The organism is Telmatospirillum siberiense, assembly GCF_002845745.1.
Lineage (GTDB): Bacteria > Pseudomonadota > Alphaproteobacteria > Rhodospirillales > Magnetospirillaceae > Telmatospirillum > Telmatospirillum siberiense.
In genome coordinates, this window is the sequence record NZ_PIUM01000004.1 from 54,611 (window position 1) to 71,553 (window position 16,943).

Annotated in this window: 13 protein-coding genes; 2 read left to right on the forward strand and 11 right to left on the reverse strand. The window is 59.4% G+C overall.

Annotation, left to right across the window (positions count from 1 at the left end; all coding sequences use genetic code 11):
- Positions 1-72: 72 nt before the first annotated feature.
- From CWS72_RS05280 to CWS72_RS05295, 4 genes are all read right to left on the reverse strand, one after another.
- Positions 73-1,317: a GGDEF domain-containing protein gene (locus tag CWS72_RS05280; RefSeq protein WP_101249536.1), complete on the reverse strand. Its 1,245-nt coding sequence runs from the start codon at positions 1,315-1,317 to the stop codon at positions 73-75.
- A 102-nt stretch (positions 1,318-1,419) separates the two neighbouring features.
- On the reverse strand, positions 1,420-4,167 hold the full coding sequence (locus CWS72_RS05285; protein ID WP_101249537.1) for an ATP-binding protein: 2,748 nt from the start codon (positions 4,165-4,167) through the stop codon (positions 1,420-1,422).
- A gap of 47 nt (positions 4,168-4,214) precedes the next feature.
- The gene (locus CWS72_RS05290) at positions 4,215-6,698 is read right to left on the reverse strand and encodes an EAL domain-containing protein (RefSeq protein ID WP_101249538.1); all 2,484 of its coding nucleotides are present in this window, start codon (positions 6,696-6,698) and stop codon (positions 4,215-4,217) included.
- Positions 6,699-6,895: 197 nt separating this feature from the next.
- Complete coding sequence (locus tag CWS72_RS05295) at positions 6,896-7,378, reverse strand: Lrp/AsnC family transcriptional regulator (protein ID WP_101249539.1); 483 nt, start codon at positions 7,376-7,378, stop codon at positions 6,896-6,898.
- A gap of 146 nt (positions 7,379-7,524) precedes the next feature.
- On the opposite strand from CWS72_RS05295, the gene CWS72_RS05300 reads away from it, so the two are divergent.
- The gene (locus tag CWS72_RS05300; protein ID WP_101249540.1) at positions 7,525-7,821 is read left to right on the forward strand and encodes a hypothetical protein; all 297 of its coding nucleotides are present in this window, start codon (positions 7,525-7,527) and stop codon (positions 7,819-7,821) included.
- Positions 7,822-7,899: 78 nt separating this feature from the next.
- Here the strand turns inward: CWS72_RS05300 and CWS72_RS05305 are convergent, their stop codons facing one another.
- The 6 genes from CWS72_RS05305 to CWS72_RS05330 form a co-directional block, all read right to left on the reverse strand.
- On the reverse strand, positions 7,900-9,429 hold the full coding sequence (locus CWS72_RS05305) for a tripartite tricarboxylate transporter permease (protein WP_101249541.1): 1,530 nt from the start codon (positions 9,427-9,429) through the stop codon (positions 7,900-7,902).
- Positions 9,430-9,441: 12 nt separating this feature from the next.
- Positions 9,442-10,026: a tripartite tricarboxylate transporter TctB family protein gene (locus tag CWS72_RS05310; RefSeq protein ID WP_101249542.1), complete on the reverse strand. Its 585-nt coding sequence runs from the start codon at positions 10,024-10,026 to the stop codon at positions 9,442-9,444.
- A gap of 67 nt (positions 10,027-10,093) precedes the next feature.
- Entirely contained in the window at positions 10,094-11,086 is a 993-nt protein-coding gene (locus CWS72_RS05315; RefSeq protein ID WP_206747693.1) for a Bug family tripartite tricarboxylate transporter substrate binding protein, read from the reverse strand.
- Positions 11,087-11,167: 81 nt separating this feature from the next.
- The gene (locus CWS72_RS05320; protein WP_101249543.1) at positions 11,168-12,337 is read right to left on the reverse strand and encodes a Gfo/Idh/MocA family protein; all 1,170 of its coding nucleotides are present in this window, start codon (positions 12,335-12,337) and stop codon (positions 11,168-11,170) included.
- A gap of 37 nt (positions 12,338-12,374) precedes the next feature.
- A complete protein-coding gene (locus CWS72_RS05325) occupies positions 12,375-13,415 on the reverse strand; it encodes a LacI family DNA-binding transcriptional regulator (RefSeq protein WP_158240518.1) in 1,041 nt (346 codons plus the stop codon).
- Between the two features lie 239 nt (positions 13,416-13,654).
- Entirely contained in the window at positions 13,655-14,539 is an 885-nt protein-coding gene (locus CWS72_RS05330; protein ID WP_146002630.1) for a LysR substrate-binding domain-containing protein, read from the reverse strand.
- 266 nt (positions 14,540-14,805) lie between these two features.
- Here CWS72_RS05330 and CWS72_RS05335 point away from each other — a divergent pair, with 266 nt between their 5' ends.
- On the forward strand, positions 14,806-15,057 hold the full coding sequence (locus tag CWS72_RS05335) for a hypothetical protein (protein WP_101249546.1): 252 nt from the start codon (positions 14,806-14,808) through the stop codon (positions 15,055-15,057).
- On the opposite strand, the gene CWS72_RS05340 is transcribed toward CWS72_RS05335, so the two are convergent.
- Positions 15,018-16,871, reverse strand: coding sequence for a GGDEF domain-containing protein (locus CWS72_RS05340; protein ID WP_101249547.1), 1,854 nt, complete (start codon positions 16,869-16,871; stop codon positions 15,018-15,020). The genes CWS72_RS05335 and CWS72_RS05340 overlap by 40 nt on opposite strands.
- Positions 16,872-16,943: the final 72 nt, after the last annotated feature.

A 16,943-nucleotide genomic window follows, 5' to 3' on the forward strand; every position in this document is an offset into this window, starting at 1 on the left:
CTTTCGTATGTGCAATTGAGAATTAATCGCAATAACGAGCAGGATGCCAGGATCGGTGAAAAAATCAAGACCTCAAGTGGGGCTTTCGTCGGCCGAGGCCAGGCTCGGCAGCCGGTTCCGCCAATTGTCGGCGCGTTCGATGCGGTTCCGGCCGTTCCGCTTGGCCCGATAAAGGGCGCGGTCGGCGCGTCCCAGCCAGCTCTGTAACAGTTCGCCGGGGGCGTATTCGGCCACTCCGATGGAGACGGTCAGGGTGATGTCCTGACCGTCCACCGAAAGCGGTTGGCAGCAAACCGAAAGCCGGATCCGCTCGGCGACGCTCAATGCGGCCTCCTCCGCGGTGTTCGGCAGGATGCAGACGAATTCCTCGCCTCCGTAGCGGGCCAGAGTGTCGATGCTGCGAATTTGCGTTTTGACGAGGGCGACGACGTCCTGCAAAACCCTGTCGCCGGCCGGATGTCCGTGGGTGTCGTTGATTTTCTTGAAGTGATCGACATCGAGGAGAACGATGCTCACCGGCGTCAGATGGCGATGATGGTTGTCGATTTCCCGCTGTAAGACGTCGATCAGGTGGTAGCGATTATAAATTCCGGTCAAGGCGTCGCGAATGGCGAGTTGGCGCACCTGATTCAGGGCTTCTTGCAGGGCGACCACCAGGCGGGCGTTTTCGAGACGCAGCAGAAGGGACCCTTCCACCCGATTGCCGATCCTCCACGACAGGCGGACGAGATTGACCAGCCAGGCGAGCTCGCAGACGATCAGCAGGGGGGACAACGGACTCCAGCTCGTGCAAAGTCCGGCCAGGATCATGCCGGTCGGAATGACGATCTGGATGGTCTGCATCAGGGGGAGCGGAGCGAATATGGGAATGCGGGCCGAGCAAATGATGTTGATCAGGAGATAGAGGGCGATCTGGTGGGAGAGTTGGGTCGGGCGGAAGGCCAGCACCGCTCCTCCCCACAGGTTCGCGTCGATCAATGTGATGATCAGCAGTCCGCGTGCCGACCAGACGAGGGATCTTTTCCTCTGCGCCCAGCGGATGAACAGATAGCGTATCGTCTGACACACCGCTTGTGCTCCGCCCCACGCGGCCAGCAGCGCGGAGGGGACCATGCCCGCCATCACGCAGAGGAGCAGGATGACGGTCATCATCGTGCTGGGCATGGAGCAACGGATACTCAGAAGGACGTCCAGCACCTTCTCGAGTTTCAGTTCCTCTTTCGAAATCTGGCTTTCGATTTCGATCGTCTCAGTCGCAGGAAGCGGCCGTTCGACTGAACGCTCCGGCGTCTCGGGCGGATTGGGTTTCCAGTGCAAGAGGCGCTCCGCGTCGTCGGCCGGCGCATGATCTGATTATTTTAAATAAGAATAATCCCTTCATTCGCGGGACGGAAATCGTTTTGCGCGAAGAATGAAACCCTATCGATCTTTTTCCGCTTCGTGACGTAGTTTGCCGCCCAGCGTGAAAGCGAACGTGGCGCCTTGATCGCGCGCGGCGGTCGCCACGATGATGCCGCCGTGGCGGTGGATGATGCGCTGTACCGTGGCGAGCCCGATGCCCAGTCCGGGAAACTCGTCCTGCCGGTGCAGGCGTTGAAAGGGTTGGAAGAGGCGATCGGCATGGGCCATGTCGAAGCCGGCCCCGTCATCCGAGACGCAGTATCGGATACCCCCGGTAACCTCCTCGGTGAAAAAGCGAATATGGGCTGGGCTTTTCAAGGCGGTATATTTCCAGGCATTGCCCAGCAGATTGTCCATGACGGCCTGTAACATGCGCGGGTCGCCGTCAGCCATGACGCCGGGCTGAATATCCCAGACGACGTGGCGGTGGGGAGCGGTTAGGGCGAGTTCTCCGCGGATCTGTTCGGCCATGATGGAGAGGTCGGTCGTCTCGTATCGCGGTTCGTTGCGGGTGACGCGCGAAAGCGCCAGGATGCCTTCCAGCAGGTTTCCCATCTTTTTGCTGGCCAGGCCTATTTCATCGAGGAAAAGGCGGGCCTCGGCGGTCAACTGCTCGCCATAATCCTCGGCCAGGGCTTGCGAAAAACCGCTCATGGCGCGCAAGGGGGCGCGCAGGTCATGTGACACGGCATAGGCGAAAGCGTCCAGCTCATGGTTCGCCGTCCGCAATTCCCTGGTGCGTTCCTCGACTCGTCGCTCAAGGTCGGCGTTCAACTGCTTGATTTCCCTTTCCGCAGCTTTTCTTTGCGAAATGTCGCGGGCGATTTTCGATGCGCCGATCACCAAGCCCTGCCGATTCTTGATCGGCGAAATGGTGACGGAAATGTCGATGTTATGTCCGTCCTTGTGACGCCGGATCGTTTCGAAATGTTCGACGTTCATGCCCTGGACGATGAGGGCCATGATGCGCGTCTCCTCCTCCGCGCGGCCCTCGGGGAACAGCACGACGATGGCTTTGCCGACCATCTCGTCTTGCCGGTAACCGAAAAGCTTTTCGGCGCCGCGGTTCCAACTGGTGATGATCCCGTTCAGGTCCTTGCCGATGATGGCATCGTCCGAATATTCGACGATGGCGGCCAGTTCCAGGCGGGTCCGCTCGATTTCCCGACCGCTTTGCACCAGATTGGCCAGGCGAGCCCGCAGTTCTTCGAGGGAGAAGGGCTTGCCGATATATTCCTGAACGCCGGCCGCCAGTAATTTGACCTGTTGCTCCTCATCGGTCTTGGCAGTCAGGACGACGATGGGAACAGTGCTCATCGAGGGGTGCCTGCGCAGTTCCTCCACCATCCGATCTCCGCTCATCTTGGGCATCATGAGATCGGTGAGAATGAGATCTGGTCGCAGATTCAAAGCCTTATGCAGTCCCTCCTCGCCGTCATAAGCGGTCGCGATACGAAACTGCCGGTTCAAGGCTTCCGCAATATAGGCGTTCATGTCCGGATTGTCCTCGACCACGAGAACCAGCGGTCCGGAGCCGCTTTCCGGGGTGGATTCGGCGTCATGCCGGCCGCTCATGCCCTCGATCCGCAATTCGTTCAGGATCTGTTGGCCGATTGCCGGGTCGCGAAAATATTCGTCCGAGCCATCGGCGACAACCGCGCCCGCCGGGGCCGCGATCGGCAGGGTGACATTGAATGTGGCGCCGCCGCCTGGCGTTTCCGAGCAGGTGATGTTTCCGCCGTGCAGTTCGACGAATTCCTTCACGATGGACAGGCCCAATCCGGTACCGCCATGGCGGCGGTCCAGCCCGCTGTCCAATTGGCGGAAGCGTTCGAAAATGGTCTCTCGCGAGTCTGGCGGTATTCCCGGACCGTTGTCGGAGATTTTCAAGACAACCTGATGCTCGTCCCGATATCCGAGAAAAACGTCCACTTCGCCGCCGTCGGGCACGAATTTGAAGGCGTTGGACAGCAGATTGAGCAATATCCGCTCAAGCTTTTCGTCGTCGGCCTGAATATCGAGCCGTTCCGGCGCATGGATTTCGTAGCGGATCTTGCGCTTCCCGGTGACGGATTCGAAATGCGACGCCATCACCCGGGTCAGATGGGCCAAATCCAGGCTGACGTAGCGCATCGGCATGCGATCCGCTTCCACCTTGGCGACATCGAGCAGATCGCTGATGTGACGATATAAAAAGCGGGCATTGCGCTCGATGACTTCGAGATGACGGCGGTTATCGGGCGAAAGGTCCGTCTCCTTCAAAATCGTTTCGACGGGTCCCAGGATCAAGGTGAGCGGAGTGCGCAATTCATGGCTGATATTGGAAAAGAACTCCGTCTTCATGTGGTCGAGCTCGAGAGTCCTTTCATAAAGATCGTTGATCCGCTGATTGGCGGTCTGGGCCTCCTTGAGGGCACTGCTCAATTTCTGTCCGGTGTGGCGCAACCGTTCCTGGGAACTGCTGAACAGGCAGCCCATGACAATGAAAAGAAAAATCGACGCCACATTGTTGAGGTTGGTGATCTCCCAGGAGAATTGGGGTGGAATAAAGAAATACCAGACAAAATTAACGGAAATGAATGTTGAGATCAGGCCGCCGATCAGACCACTAAATCTTGCCGAAAAAAATACTGCCGGGAAGAAAAGAAACCAGACAAACGGTTGAAGCCATGGCCACAAAATCCATTGAAGGGCAAGCGCCGTCACCGGAATGCCGATCGCGATCAGTAGAGTAGTGAATTTCGAGATCTTTTTTTGCGTCGGCATTGATTTCGACCTGTAACTCACGGCGGGGAATCACATCCGCGTTCGGTTCAGCGCAGCCATTTGTCGGTCAGATCTATTGCTGAAAGCGGTCGGTCGAAGAGGTAGCCCTGGGCCGTATTGCATCCCAGTCTTTGTAAAAGGTCGCACTGTGCTTTGGTTTCCACGCCTTCCGCCAGGACCTCCAGATGCAATGTCTTGCCGAGAGCCACCACCGCAGCGGCGATTTCGATGGCGGCGGAATCGGCGGGGATGTCGCGGACGAAGCTTTGGTCGACCTTCAGCTTGTCGATGGGAAAGCGTCTCAGATAAGCCAGCGACGAATAGCCGGTTCCGAAATCGTCGATGGCCAGGCGGACGCCCAGCATTTTCAGGGCATCGAGCTTGGCTTCGGCCTCGGGGCCGAATTCCATCAAGCCGCTCTCGGTGATTTCAAGTTCGAGAAAATGTGCGGGCAAACCGCTTTCCTCCAGGGCTGATTCGACCCTTTCCGCCACATCGGGTTGCCGGAATTGCACCGAGGAAAGATTGACGGCCATGCAGGTCAGCCGGTTGTCCTCCTTCAGCCAGCGCATCATTTGCCGGCAGGCCGTTCGCAGAACCCAATCGCCCAGGGGGACGATCAGTCCGGTCTCCTCGGCCAGCGGAATGAAACGCGCCGGTGGGACCAGTTCGCCTTCCGCCGGGGAACGCCAGCGGACCAGGGCCTCCACTCCGGTGATGCGACTTTCCGCCATTGAGATCAGTGGTTGGAAGTGCAGAACGAATTCCTGTTGTTCGATGCCTCGGCGGAGTTGAGTTTCCAGTTTGACCCGGGCATTGGCGGCGATGGTGAGCGCCTCGGTATAGAAGCGGAATGTGGCGCGACCCCCTCCCTTGGCTTGATAGAGCGCGGCATCGGCATTGCGAATGATTGGATCGCTGGCATTGCCGTCGTCGGGGAAGATGCTGATGCCGATGCTGGTGCCGACATAAAGCTTATGTCCGTCGAGCAGAAGGAAGGGGCGTTTCATCTCCTCGATCAGAGATTGGGCGACCGACGCGGCCTCCTGCGGGCTGGGCAGATCCTCGATCAGCACGGCGAACTCGTCGCCACCCAGGCGGGCCAGCGTGTCGGTCTCGCGCAGGCGGCTCAAAAGGCGCTCGGCCACCATCTGCAACAGCAGGTCACCGGCGGGATGTCCCAGGCTGTCGTTGACGTTTTTGAAACGATCGAGATCCAGAAACAGCAGAGCCCCCTGACCGCCGTCGCGTGTCGTGCGGTCGATGGCGTGATCGAGGCGGGAGCGCAGGAGCAATCGATTGGGCAGGTCGGTCAGGGGATCGTGGTGGGCCAGATGTTCAAGCTGCCGTTCGGATTGCTTGATTCGGCTGATATCGGTGAAGGTGCCGACGTAATTGAAGGTGCGGCCGCCTTCGTCGCGGACGGAACTGATGGTAAGCCAAGCCGGGAAGATCTCACCGTTCTTGCGGCGGTTCCACATTTCGCCCTGCCAGAAGCCATCTACCGCGATGGTCTCGAAAATACGCCGGTAGAACGCCTTGTCATGACGTCCCGAACGGACGACCCGCATGTTGGATCCAATCAGTTCCTGCTCGTCATAGCCGGTGATGGAGCAAACGGCTGGATTGACCGCAAGGATGGTTCCTTCGATGTCGGTAATGGTGACCCCTTCCTGGGTGTTGGTGAAGACCGCCGCCGAACGGCGCAATTGCGCCTCGGATTCGCGGCGCTCCGTGATGTCTTGGACCGTTCCGACCATGCGGATCGGACGGTTCGATCCATTGTAATGGGGCTGGCCGAGATTGGAGACCCATCGCGTCTCACCGGTCGAGGAGATGATTCTGAATTCGGCGCTGAATGTCTTGCGCGCGGCCAGGCAGTGGGCGATCTCGCGCTTGACCCAGGGGGCGTCGTCCGGATGAAGAAGTTTCATGAAATCGCGCAGTACGGGCGTGGAGGTCTGCATGTTGGCGATCTTGAGACATTCCTCCGACCAGAATGTTTCGTGGCTGTGAATGTTCCATTCCCAGACGCCTGTTTTCGATGCGGTCAAGGCCAGGCGGAGGCGTTCCTCGCTTCTCCTCAGTTCCTCTTCCGCGGCGCGGCGCGCGGCGCGGTCATCGGCTTCGCGCAAGCAGCGTTCGACGGAGGGCACGAGGCGGGTGAGGTTTTCCTTCAGAACGAAATCCCATACGCCGCGTTTCAGCAATTCGACGGCCTTCTCCTCGCCGACGTTGCCGGATACCAGAAGGATCGGCGTATCCGGGCAAAGTTTTCGGAACAATGGCAGGTTGTCCTCGAAGCTCATTCCCGGGACATTGTAGTCCGAGAGGACGAGTGCCCATGAATGGCCTTCCAGCGCCTTCTCAAGATCCTGCCGGCTGTCGACGCGCAAGGAGTGGTGATGGATTGACGCCTTGGTGAACTCCCGTTCGATCAGGAGAAAATCGGAAGGGCTGTCTTCCACGACGAGAAAATTGGGTGGGGCTTGCGTATCGCCGTCGACGATAGGGATGGTTCTGTCCATCATGTTTTCCCGCCGATCCGGAGATATCCTACGATAGAATATTACGGTATTACAATAGTATTCAAAGGATAGGTTTGTCAGTCTTTTTGCATGTTTGGCGGGAGACCGCTTGGCGTTCGGACATTCTTTCAAGTTGAATTTTGACGCTTTTGCCGTCCGCGTATGACGGCAAAATATCGCGCGGGTGCGAGAAATGGGGATTAAGCGAGAAGGTCGCTCGGCAACGGCAGTTCGGTGGTTTCCTTGACCGTGGAAACGGCCATCATCGAATTGATTTCGCGAACACCGGGGAGCCGGGACAGTCGTTCGAAGAACAGGCTTTCATAGGCTTCGACATCCCGCGCGACGATACGCAGCAGGAAATCGACCTGCCCCATCAATACGTAGCATTCCTGGACTTCGGGAATGTCGGCGATGGCGGTGCGGAAGGCGTCCATCGAGTTGCCACCATGGGCTTCCAGTTTGACATGGGCGAAAATCAGCAGATTGAGGCCCAGTTCACGACGATCGAGCAGCGCCACGCGGCGCTTGATCAATCCTGCTTGCTCCAGCCGTTGGATCCGGCGCCAACAGGGCGACTGGGACAAGCCGACCGCTTCACCGACATCGGCGGCCGAAGCATCGCCCTGGCGTTGCAGGACGGCGAGAATTTTCCAGTCGAGCTGGTCCAGCTTTGGCTGCATTAAATTTCCAAAAAATAATATTTTTCTGCATGAAGAATGCGAATTTTATGCAAAAACAACCAACTTCGCAAAGACTATGTGCGCCACCGGGGATACTCTTGCCACATAACGGTTGTTCCGTTCCTCTTTCGAAAGAGCGTTGTCCGATGAATGCCGCCTTGCCGCCCACACTGACCACCCATCTGGTCTCCGTCGTCGCCGACGCGGATCCGGGCTTGTTGGCCCGCCTGAGCGGCGTTCTGGCCAGACTTGAGATTCTGCCGCTGCAGATCTATTCCCGACTGCATCAGGATGCCGAGCGCCGGGGTGGGCAGGCGGACGACAATTCCGCCCATCTGGAGATCGATCTTTATCTTTCCGCGGCTTCCGCCGGCAACAAGGACCGGCTGGTCGCGCTTCTGCGCGCCATGGTCGGCGTGGAAAGCGTGGCGACGTCCGCCTGATGATAAGTGGGCTGGGAACGCCCGCTCCCGACGGGTGATCGGGGGAGCGGACGTCCCGCCCGTATTTTCAAAGACGGGTCATCTTGCGAAGCATCGGGTCAGTTGTGCCCCGATGCCGCTGGTCACGCGTTTTACCGCGCTTTTGAATGCCGGAATGTAGAGCAGCATTGTGAAAATGGTGATGCTGGCGAAGGCGATGCAAATAGGCCGGGTGAAGAAGGGAAGCAGGCTTCCGTCCGACAGCACCAGACCGCGGCGCAGGCTTTTGTCGAGTAGTCCGCCCAGAACCAGGCCCAGGACGAAGGGCGCCATCTGATAACCGTGGCGGCGCAGGAAGAAGGCGCCGATGCCGATGGCCAGCATGGAATAGATGTCGAACAGACGGGAAGCCCCGGCGAAGGCGCCGACGGTGCAGAGCAGGAAGATGATGGGCATCAGGATCGTTCGCTTGACCCGCATGATCAGGAGGAGCGGCCGCACCAGAAACAGGCCGAAGATCAGGATGCTGCACATGGCCAGCGTCGTCATGGCGACCACGTCGTAAACGAACTGGGGATGTTCGATCATCATCATCGGTCCGGGTTGGATGCCGTGGATGATCATGGCCGCCATCAGCACGGCCGATGGCGCCGAGCCGGGGATGCCGAGCGCCAGGCAGGGGATGATATGTCCGGGGATCGATGCCATATCGCCGGTTTCGGCGGCCATCAATCCATCGATCGATCCCTTGCCGAACTGGTCTTTCTCCTTGCTGGCGGCGCGGGCCGCGGCATAGGACATCCATGATCCGGCATCTTCGCCGACGCCGGGCATCAAGCCCGTCAGTACGCCGATGACACCCGAGCGGAGAACCGTCGGCCAGTATTGAACGATTTCCCGGAAGCGCGGCAATACGGAATCTTTCATTTCCACCAGCTTGCGCTCGATCGGATCGGCAAGCGTGGTCAGGATTTCGGCGAAACCGAAGGCCCCGACCAAGGCGGGAATGAGGGCGATGCCGCCGGAGAGCTGACTCCAGCCGAAGGTGAAGCGGTCATGGGAGTAAAGCCCGTCCTGGCCGATCTGTGCGACGAAAAGGCCGAGCGCTCCCATCAGCCAGCCCTTCAGCGGGTCATTGCCGACGATGCTGCCCGACATGGTGACGCCGAACAGGGCCAGCCAGAAGAATTCGAAAGCGCCGAACGACAAGGCCACCTCGGCCAGAAGGGGGGTGACGGTAGCCAGGCAGAGGACGCCGAACAAGGTGCTGGTGAAGGCGCCGGAGGTGGCGATGCCGATCGCCCGGCCGGCTTCGCCGCGCAATGCCAGGGCATGGCCGTCGGCGCAGGACGCCGCATTGGCCGCCGTGCCGGGAATGTTGAGAAGAATGGCCGTCCGCGAGCCGCCGTAGAGGGTTCCGACATAGGAACAGATCAGGATGAGAATCGCGTTGTTGGCTTCCAGCTTGATGGTGAGCGTGGTCAGAAGCGCGATGCAAAGGGTGGCCGACAGTCCGGGAAGGCAGCCGACGCAGATGCCGATCAATGCCCCTCCCAGCCCATAGACGATCGAGGTGAAATTGAGGAAGCCCAGATAGGCGTTACCGAGTTCGGCGAGACCAGCCAGCATGTGACGTTCCCCTCAAGGAAGATGAACCAGAAAGATTTTCTGGAAGACGAGGGTGATCATCCCTCCCGCTCCAAGGCCGATGACGGCCGAGAGCGCGACCGTGCGCAGCGTCAGTTTTTGCCCCGTCGCGCGGCGTTGCGGACCTTGCAGCAGCGGAATGGTCGTCGAGACGAAGAGTGCCGAGGCCAGCCAGAAGGGCAGCCCATGGCCGACGAGCAGGACGCCGTAGGTCAGGCACAGCGCCAAAACCAGGGCGAGATGCTTGATTTCGGCGCCGCGCCGCCCGGTATCCGGGCACGACGGGCGGTCCAGTCCCCGCCGCCAGCTACGCAAGGCAAGCAGGCTGCCCAGGATCATCATGGCGATGCCGAGAAGGCCCGGCAGTAATCCTGGAATGGTATAGGGATTGACGTCCTGGGCTTCCAACCGGTCCATTCCAATGGAGCCGACCAGAATGGCCAGTCCGAGGCCGATCCAGGCCAGGGCTCCAAAAAAATCCGCCCGGCCGGGACCATGGACGTCACCACTGGCTGAATCCGGGGACGAGGGGGGGACGGTTACGGTCATGGCGTTTTGTTCCCGTTGATGGTCGGTCATTGCGGATCCTCATGCCTCCTTCGAGACCCTTCGAAGCCGGTTTTGGCCGGCTCCGAAGGGGGGCCGATCAAGGGGCCGGAATGCCGACCGTGTCCGGAGAAACCTTGGCTTTGCCGCTGTTGAACAGAGACCAGGCGTTGGATTGCACGGCCGGCCAGGCGGCTTTTTGCGCCGTTTCGCCAAATGTCGGGGCGAACATGGCGCCACGGCTGGCCGCGTATTTTTTCACCACCTCACTGGTGGAGATATTTTCCTTCCAGATCTTCTCGACGGTCTGGATGACCTCGTCCGGCACGCCTTTCGGGATGAATATGCCGAAATAATTGGCGGGGGCGGTGAAGCCGGGCAGGGTTTGCGACAGCGGCTGAATGGTCCCGTAGCCTTCGAGTTCCAGCGGTTTGTCGCTGATGGCGGCCAGCGGGCGTAACCGTTTTCCGCGGATCATGTCGGCTTGTTCGACCGCCAACTGGCTGGTCGCGTCGGTTTCCCCGGCAACCGTGGCGACCACCGCCGGATTGCCGCCGTCATAGGTGACATGGCGATATTTGACGTTGGCCGCCTTGGCGACCAGATCCATCGCCGTATGACCCGACGAGGTGACGCCGGCGGTCGCCACCGAGATCTTTCCCGGTTGTGCCGTCATCGCGTCGAGCAGTTCCTTCGTATCCTTGTAGGGGGCCTTGGCATTGACGCTTAGCACCGACACATTGGCGACGCTGAGGAACAGGTGCCAATCGGAAAGCCGCGTCTTCAACGCCCCCATGGTCTCGTAGGCGCCAAGATCCTGGGCGGCTCCGGCCGTCCAGGTGTACCCGTCCTTGGCGGCTTCGAGCGCGCTCATGGTGCCGATCGAGCCCGAGGCGCCGGGCTGGTTGACGATGACGATGGTTTGACCCAGGGCTTTTTCCATCTCGGCGGCGACGACGCGCGTGACCTGATCGGTCGAACCGCCGGCGGCCCAGGGAACGATCAGATTGATCGGCCGGACCGGCTTCCAGTCGGCGGCGTGGCCGGCATGGGGGGCGAACAGGGAAACGCCGGCCGTCATTACGACGGCCAACAATGACCTCCGGGTCCAAAAGCGGGTTTGTCCTTTCTTCCTGGTCATGGTCTCCTCCATTTTTTTCATCGAGACTTGGTATTACAAAGAAATGCGCCGCCCTTCCTCCGCCGACCAATATCCGGCGTAATTGACTTTGATGGTTTCGAACGCCAGATCGACATCGGACAAAGGCTGGCGCCCGAAAGCCACGCATTCCATGAAGTCCTGTATTTCCTGCAGATATCCGCGCGTCCACTCCTCTTCCAGGCAAATGAATTGCCATCCCGTTTTACGGTCAACCTTTTCCGTTATGTAGACACCCTCCAGCTTGGATTCGTCCGTGAGGTAGGTCGTCATGTGGTCGTTCGGCGCGATGTTGGCGAACAGCGATCCGCCGCTGGTGTAGGCTTCGAGCAGATTGCGCACCCCTCCCATCATCATGTCGCCCGAGAAGATCGTGCTTTTGGTGCCGTCCGAGAAGGTGAGGGTAAGCATGCCCCAATCCTCGACATCGACCGGCCTGGCTTGGATATAGCTGCGTTCCTCGGCTGAAAGACCGGCCGCCACGTTGCCGACGTCGGCTGTGACGCTGGCGACCGAGATCGTCTCTCCCCGTGCGGCGGCTTCAACCTGTTTCAGGTAAAGGATGGCCGACAAGGGATGACAGCCCATGCGGATCAACGGACCGCCGCCGGTCATTCCCCATTGGGCGGCATGGGCGGCATGCGAGCCGTTGTGGCTTTCCTCGCCCTTCATGAACAGGATTTTGTCCTTCGTCGCCCGCAGGATTTCGGCGATCTTGCTCACCGCCGGGGCATAGACCCAATCCTCGGCGTACATGAACAGCTTGCCACTGGTGCGGATGGCCGCCCGGGTTTCGGTCATCTCCTCCATGACCCGCTCATACATTACCGACTTGGCGACATGCCTGCCGATCGGCGTTTTGTCGTCTTGCCGTCCGAAATAGCCGGTGAAGGGTTTTTCGCAAATCACATGTTTGCCGGCCCGCATGCATTCGACGATCATTTCGGTATGCAATGATGGCGGCGTGCAGATGTCGATGACGTCGATGTCCTTGTCGGCGAGCAGGGCGCGGTAATCCCGGTAGGTCGTGGCGATTCCGTGCTTCCGGGCGAAACCGACGACATGGTCGCCGCGCGAGACCACCGCCGTCACGGTGGCGTCGAGACCGTAGACCCGCTTATAAGCGTACATGTGCAATTCCGCGACAAAGCCGCTACCGATAATGCCGACGTTCACTTTTCCCATCTCTTGGGCTCCTCCACAGGGCTTTGGGCATTCCTCATCATGAAATCGAGCGGATCGAGCCGCCCTCCAGGAAGGTGACCGGCAGAATGCTGCGCGGCTCCCGATGCCGGGGATCGTGCAGCTTCTTGAGCAGCAAGGTCGCGGCCGCTCGTCCCATTTCCTCTTCCGGGCGCTGGATACAGGCGAGGCTGGGGCGTAGCAGGTCATGCCATTCCGGCGTGCCGATCAAGACCAGGGACAGGTCGCGGGGCCAGGAGATCCCCCTTTCCTGCAAGGTGAGCAGCGTTCCCTTGGCCATCTCATGGTGATGGGCGATCACCAGGGCGGTGATCTCGGAAAAAGGCAGCCGCTCGGCCGCCCGGCGGCCTCCCTCCACCGTCAGTTCATCGAGGTGGAGCCACCCGTCGGAAGGGGTGAGGCCGCAATCGCCCATCGCGGCCAGATAGCCGTTTTTGCGGTCGTGAATATTGGGAATGGGCGAATCCCATCCGATGAAGGCGATCCGGCGATGACCGGCCTCGATCAGCTTGCGGGTCGCCAGATAACCGGATTGAAAATTATCGTGTCCGACGAAATCGAAATCGGGTGTCGCGGCGTCCAGGGTCCGCTCGAGGATGATGCAGGGGACCTGATGGCGTTCGAGGAGTATCGCGGTTTCACTCCGCGACAGGGCCGGGCTCAGGATGCAGCCGTCTATTCTTTGCGCCAGCAGCCGATCGAGGATGCTGCGTTCCTGGGCGGGATTCTCGTCGCTGTTGCAGATGGTGACGACGAAACCGGCCCGTTGGGCGATGGCCTCGACTTCGACGCAGATGCGGGTGAAGAAGTTGTTGCCGAACTGCGGGACCAAAACCGCCAGGATACCCCGCCGCTGCCCCTTGAGGCTGCTTGCCATGGCGTTTTTCACGTAGCCGAGTTCTTCGGCGGCCAGCAAGACCCGCTCGCGCAATTCGGGGCGCAGGTAACGGTCTTTGTTGTTGAGAACGTAGGATACCGTGGCGATCGATGTGCGGGCTCGCTTGGCGACTTCCTTGATCGTAGGAGTTTTGTCCGAATCGGCGAGCGGTCGGTTTTTCATGACGCGCTTCCGGGCCGGAATCGGCGTTTCCCGCATGCAAATCGGGAAACGTTTACATACTGTTGGGATCCATCATCGTGTCGGTACACCGGCGGCTCCCCTCCGTTCGGTGATGGAACAGTCCCGCCGGACGACTGCTGCCCTTGCGGGAGAACGACGACAAAGATGCCTGTAAACGTTTAACTAGGCACTAATGCTGGTTCTTTTGAAAGGTATGGTAGAAGGCTCGCCGCCGTCTGTCAATCTTCGGCGGTGGTCGATTTTTCGGCGCTGGCCATTCCGTAATGCTCGGAAATGCGTTGCGCCAGGGTCCGGGCCGTTGCCCCGCAATTCCGGCTTTGCACGACCGCCACTTCAATCTCGCCGATAGGAAGAAAGTCCAGCTCCGGAAGCTGCTCGTCGGCAGAAGGCAAAATCTGGCGTGGCAGGGCGCTGAGGCCCAGTCCCTGGCGGATGGCCAGTTTCAGATTTTCCAGGGAGGCGCAGGAATAGGCGATCCGCCAATAGCGACCGGCCGCCTCAAGGGCGGCAAAGATCTGCGAGCGGACGATGCTGCCTTCCGGAAACAAGATCAGAGGTACGGGATCCTCGATCGGGGGGACGCGGGTATCCGGGCCGCTGATCCAGACGAGTTGTTGCCGGCAAATCACCGATCCGGCGCCTTGCCCAGGAAATTGCTTGAAGAAGGCGACATCCAGGGCCCCGTTCTGGACCTGTTCCAACAGGCGTCGTGAGACATCGGACACCACCTCGAGCTCGACGCCGCAATTTGCTCCACGGAAGTCCTGCAAAAGATCGAGAAAGGCTTTGCTCATGAAGTCTGCGGGGATGCCGAGCCGGATACGTGTCGGGATGGTCGACTGGGCCACGGCGCGATAGGCGGCGTCGTTGAGTGCGATCAGTTGTCTGGCGTAATGGAGAAGCTCCCGGCCGTCATCGGTCAGGCCCAAGACCCGGCCTTGCCGGCGAAGAACCAGCATTTTGCCGAGCGAACGCTCCAGTCGTGCCAGTTGCAGGCTGACAGCAGACTGCGTGCGACCAACTCTCTCGCCGGCACGGGAAAAGCTCGATGTTTCTGCCACGGCGACAAAGGATCGCAGGCTGTCCAGATCCAGGGAAACCATATAATCAATATATTCAATGATCAAATGGTGAGAAACTAATTTTGCATATCATAGTGGTTGTGAGAGCCTGATTAGGGCCATGAAGATGGGGGTATAGCCAAAACGAACGCTATTGGGAAATGAATAATCCTTGTGAAGGCGCTCGTTAGAAGTGGTTTCCCGCCCCCCATTGGTTATGCCGGTAAATGATGATGACTATATGCGGTCATAATGTTGGCCGCTGTAGAGTCATGTCTTTATTTATAGTGGGATTGGACGCGGACGAAATGAGCTGGCAGGTCGACAGCGGTACGTTGATCGAATTGATCAGCGAAGATCTTCGAAAAGAAGCCAACGACAACCTTGCCGCTGACCGAACCAAACTGGTTGATCAGGTCCTCAGGGCGAGCTCAGCCGCGTCAGAAAAGGGATTATGGTCACTCGCCGAGTTGTTCCGCGAATGGGCGTACGAGTTGCATTGCGGGCCGCAGTCGTCGCTCTATCCGGCCGGCGGCGGAGATTCCACGTTTCCACGATAGAATTCCACTTTGTCGCGTCCGGCCTGTTTCGCGCGGTACATCGCGTCGTCGGCGTTCTTCGATAAGGTGAGGGCATCTCCGCCGTCTTCAGGAAAAACCGCGATGCCGATGCTGGAGGAGATCGTGATCAACCGTCCGGCCACGTCGTAGGGGTGGCCGATGGCTTGACGAAGCTTTTCGGCGACCTGGAAAGCGTCTTCGCGCGAACAAGGCGACGGCAGAAGCACGACGAATTCATCGCCGCCGATTCGGGCGACGGTATCGGAATTTCGAATGCTGCGACGCATGCGCGACGACACTTCTCTCAGCAGAAGATCGCCGACATCGTGTCCGTGGATGTCATTGACGGGTTTGAATTTGTCGAGATCGACGAACATCAGGGCGATCATCTGCCGGTCGCGTTTCGCCCTGGCGATGGCCAGATGCAGCCGATCCGAAAATAAAATCCGGTTGGGAAGATTGGTCAGCGGATCGTGCTGGGCCATGTGGCGGATTCTTTCCTCGGTCGCCCGCCGCTCGGAAATGTCTGAAATGGTGCCGATCATTCTCTGGGCGATGCCGTCGCCGTCTCGGCTCACCACCATGCCGCGGACCGACATCCAGCGCCAATTTCCGTCGGTCCAGCGTATCCGGTGTTCGCTCAGATAGATTGGAGTCGTTCCGGCGAGGCATGCCTGAAGGCTTGCTCGTTCGGCCTTCAGATCATCGGGATGAATGCGCGAAATCCACCGCTCGAGGCCGCTCCGGCGATCATGCTCGTCATGCCCGAGGATCTCCCTCCATCGTTCGGAATAGCGTAAGTCGCCCGTCATGATATGCCAATCCCAGACGCCGTCTCCGGCACCCTCAAGGGCGAATTTCCAGCATTCCTCGCTTTCCTTCAGTTCGCGGGTCATCGTCTCGGCGATGCGCTGGGCCCGCATCTGCGCCGTGGCCATCTGCCAACTGACCAGGGTGAGCAGGGCGCCGATGCCCAGTCCGGCCAGGGCCACCAACGCCGATTTGTCCTTGCCGAACAGGCTCGCGAATGTCGGTGTGCCGCTCACGCTGACCGTCCAGGTATGTCCGGCGATCACCACGAACTCGCTGGACGAAAGTCGGCGTTCGGATATCGGGGGAACTTGAGCGTTGGATGGAAACAGGCGTGTCGCATCGGATGGCTGAACACCATCGAAAATTTCCGTGACGATCCCCTCCAGTCCGTCTCCGTAGAGGCTGGCCATCAGATCGTTCATCCTGAAAAGGGTGAGAATCCAGCCGATGGTATTTTGACGGCGATCCTGGACGCTGTCGCGCGGAGCCCCCTGCGGAAAAATGGGCAAGACCAGTAGAAATCCGGGTTCGAGGTCGCCAGGCGGTTGCAGCGCGTTAAAAATTTTTCCGGACAACGTGATCTGTCCAGACTCCCGGGCCTGGTCCATCGCTTGCCGGCGAGGGGCCTCGGTATAGGGATCAAACCCCAGCATCTGCGGGTTTCTTCTGACCGTGGGTTCGATCTGGGTGATGGGGGTGTAGACGGGTCTTTGCCCTTCCGGCCATATATGAAAATCGGGATGCCCGCCAAGGCGCATCTGCCGCACGAAATCATCGGCCTTGTCGATGGGCACGAGGCGCGTCAGTTCGATTGCCTGAAGGCCTGCAAAGTCGGCGCCCAGCTGCAAGGCCTGGACATAGGTGGTGAAATCGCCGCGTTGAAGATCGTCGGTGGCGGCGAACAGTCCTTGTATGCCGCGTGCGATTTCCTCATAGGAGGCCATGCGCTGCTCGATGCGGCTGATGGTCTGTTGAAGTTGAAAATCAAGGATGGATTGCAAGTCCCGCTGGGACGTTTCTCTTTCATTCCGCCACGCAAGATAGGTGGCAGCCAGAGATATTGTGAATACAAG

Excerpts from the sequence above, each read along its gene's own strand:
- CWS72_RS05330 (WP_146002630.1), bottom strand. The coding sequence starts at position 14,539 with ATGGTTTCCCTGGATCTGGACAGCCTGCGATCCTTTGTCGCCGTGGCA.
- CWS72_RS05325 (WP_158240518.1), bottom strand. The coding sequence starts at position 13,415 with ATGAAAAACCGACCGCTCGCCGATTCGGACAAAACTCCTACGATCAAG.
- CWS72_RS05310 (WP_101249542.1), bottom strand. The coding sequence starts at position 10,026 with ATGACCGACCATCAACGGGAACAAAACGCCATGACCGTAACCGTCCCC.
- CWS72_RS05300 (WP_101249540.1), top strand. The coding sequence starts at position 7,525 with ATGAATGCCGCCTTGCCGCCCACACTGACCACCCATCTGGTCTCCGTC.
- CWS72_RS05285 (WP_101249537.1), bottom strand. The coding sequence starts at position 4,167 with ATGCCGACGCAAAAAAAGATCTCGAAATTCACTACTCTACTGATCGCG.
- CWS72_RS05320 (WP_101249543.1), bottom strand. The coding sequence starts at position 12,337 with ATGGGAAAAGTGAACGTCGGCATTATCGGTAGCGGCTTTGTCGCGGAA.
- CWS72_RS05295 (WP_101249539.1), bottom strand. The coding sequence starts at position 7,378 with ATGCAGCCAAAGCTGGACCAGCTCGACTGGAAAATTCTCGCCGTCCTG.
- CWS72_RS05305 (WP_101249541.1), bottom strand. The coding sequence starts at position 9,429 with ATGCTGGCTGGTCTCGCCGAACTCGGTAACGCCTATCTGGGCTTCCTC.
- CWS72_RS05290 (WP_101249538.1), bottom strand. The coding sequence starts at position 6,698 with ATGATGGACAGAACCATCCCTATCGTCGACGGCGATACGCAAGCCCCA.
- CWS72_RS05335 (WP_101249546.1), top strand. The coding sequence starts at position 14,806 with ATGAGCTGGCAGGTCGACAGCGGTACGTTGATCGAATTGATCAGCGAA.